This is a genomic window from Streptomyces sp. NPDC053513 (assembly GCF_044544765.1).
Lineage (GTDB): Bacteria > Actinomycetota > Actinomycetes > Streptomycetales > Streptomycetaceae > Streptomyces > Streptomyces litmocidini.
The window spans coordinates 1-1,980 of sequence record NZ_JBITXP010000057.1 but is presented as its reverse complement, the minus strand read 5'-3'; the positions used below and the strand labels follow the sequence as shown (position 1 = coordinate 1,980).

The 1,980-nt window shown below is 65.4% G+C and carries 2 protein-coding genes and 2 pseudogenes; 1 reads left to right on the top strand and 3 read right to left on the bottom strand.

From position 1 onward, the window contains the following. Window positions 1-126: pseudogene (locus ACIGW4_RS38095) on the top strand (IS5/IS1182 family transposase); the annotation flags it as partial. Here the strand turns inward: ACIGW4_RS38095 and ACIGW4_RS38090 are convergent. The 3 genes and pseudogenes from ACIGW4_RS38090 to ACIGW4_RS38080 all read right to left on the bottom strand — a co-directional run. Further along, on the bottom strand, window positions 116-472 hold the full coding sequence (locus ACIGW4_RS38090; RefSeq protein WP_399586316.1) for a hypothetical protein: 357 nt from the start codon (window positions 470-472) through the stop codon (window positions 116-118). The pseudogene ACIGW4_RS38095 and the gene ACIGW4_RS38090 sit on opposite strands and share 11 nt — an antisense overlap. Before the next feature lie 353 nt (window positions 473-825). Continuing rightward, on the bottom strand, window positions 826-1,227 hold the full coding sequence (locus tag ACIGW4_RS38085; protein WP_399586315.1) for a DUF6009 family protein: 402 nt from the start codon (window positions 1,225-1,227) through the stop codon (window positions 826-828). Next, window positions 1,224-1,889, bottom strand: a pseudogene (locus ACIGW4_RS38080) (phage/plasmid primase, P4 family); the annotation flags it as partial. The pseudogene ACIGW4_RS38080 and the gene ACIGW4_RS38085, both read right to left, overlap by 4 nt. Between the last annotated feature and the right edge of the window lie 91 nt (window positions 1,890-1,980).

Sequence of the window (1,980 nt, the reverse complement as noted above, 5' to 3'; positions counted from 1 at the left end):
TGGCTGGCCGGCTGCCGCAGGCTCCACCGCCGCTACGAACGCAAGGCCGAACACTTCCTCGCCTTCATCGGCATAGCCGCAGCCCTCATCGGCTATCGCCGCTTGGCCAGCCTTCTCACGGCCTGAGCCGGTTCTGCTGCACGTCGAAGCAGATCAGACCCATGGACTCCGCCACGGCCGCCGCGTAGGCCGACGCCTCCTCGGCCATGCTCCACCGCATGGGGAAGTAGATCAGCGGACCGCTGGCCTCGCCGATCAGCGGCCCGGTTGACCAGGGAGAGGTGTCCTCCTCGTCCTCGGTGAGGTCGCACCACCGCTCAAGCAGCGCGGCCACGTAAGCCGCGATGTGCTCGGACGGAGGCTGTTCCACCTCGCTGTCGATGTAGCGGTCGTACAGGTCGTCGAAGACCCGGCCGGCGGTCTTGTCATCTGCCGGCCTATCGCCTTCCCAGACAGCAAGGTCGTAGCTCATGCCAGGAGGCTCTCATGCCGCTCTGACAGCCATAAGAAACGACGTCTTACTGGTTCCTTGAGGTTGTGACGGGAGTGGCGTGCGACGCCGCTCGCTGCCAGCCGGTATCGCCCCTCGCCTCCCCAGGCAGGGGCTCAACGCCCCCAACTGCGAGACCACCCGGCCCCAGGGTTTCTGGGACGCGAGGCGCTCCCTCTATGAGGACTGGCCCCCGCGCCGTGCGAATGCTGCGCAGGTCAGCGTAGAAGCTGCCGACTGCCGGATAAATATCAGGTGCGATCGAGGCCAGAGCTTTTCCGTTGGCCTGTGTCGGAAGTTCAGTCGCTTTGGTCGCTTCGGTCGCTGTGCACGAGTCAAAGCGGAAGCGTTATGCCGAGTTCCTGCATCGCGTTGGACGGCGGGCCGCCTTCGGAGCGTTCGGTCTTACGCCCCTTGATGGTCGGTGCGAGAGTTGCGGGGTCGATAGCTTCAGCGGGGGCGGAGCCGGCGTAGAGGCCTTGGGGCTCGGTGTCGCGGTCGTGTGGCAGCAGCCAGAAGACACGGCGTCGGAAGGTGCCGGAGGCGCGGGAGGCCTTTGCGGCGGTGCCGAGGATGGCGTAGCCGACCATGCGGCCGTCGCGGTGGTAGGCGGGCTTGCCTGAGCGGGTGGGTAGGCGGTCGAGGCTCTGGCGGACGTATTCGAGGCGGGAGACGTCCTCGAGCCAGACGAGTTCGGTCTCGTGCTTGAGATCGTTCTCGCTGATCAGGGAACTCATGACGTCTCCTCGTGGGCGAGCAGTCCGATGCCAGGGTAGTACTTCCTCGAATTCGACAAGATCATCTCTTTCGGGGAGGACAGTCCCAGAAGTTCACGAGCTCGGGCGGCGAAAGTACGGCTGCTCATGGCCAGGCAGCCCTCGCTGGTGCACCAGTCGCGGTAGGCGTCGTAGAGGGTGCGCTGCTCGGTGCGGCAGTCGGGGCCTTGGATGCAGGCTTCGTCGAAGAAGCGGCCGGTGTGGTCTTCGGTGTCGGCGTAGGCGGTAGTGGCGATGCGGACCTTGTCAGGGCCGGTGAGGTCTTTTTGGCCGTTGAGGTAGCGGCGGGCGCCGTCAATGAGCCAGTTGAGGATGCCGGGACCTTCCTCGGCGACGAGGATGTCGGCAAGGTTGTCGATCCTGCGGTCGTCGGAGACCGTGCGCTCGAAGGGGATCAGGCGCATGCGACGCCAAAAGGCGAAGCCACCGGTGCCGACCTCGGGGCGGTGGTTGCCCAGCAGCCAGAGGTGGTGGGTGGGGCTGAAGGAGAAGAAGTCCTGGCGCATGCGGCGGGCCTTGATGCGGTCGCCACCGGTCAGGAGCTTAACGCGGGCCTCGTCGAATTTGTCGCCGGGCTTGACCTCGGAGCAGACCACGACGCGTCGGCCGTGGAGTTCGGCTAGGTGTATTGATCATGAGCGTTGTTAACGCCGGCTGGTCTTGATCATGGCGAAGACCTCCGGTGTGGTGGAGGTGTCTAGGCTCCACACCACA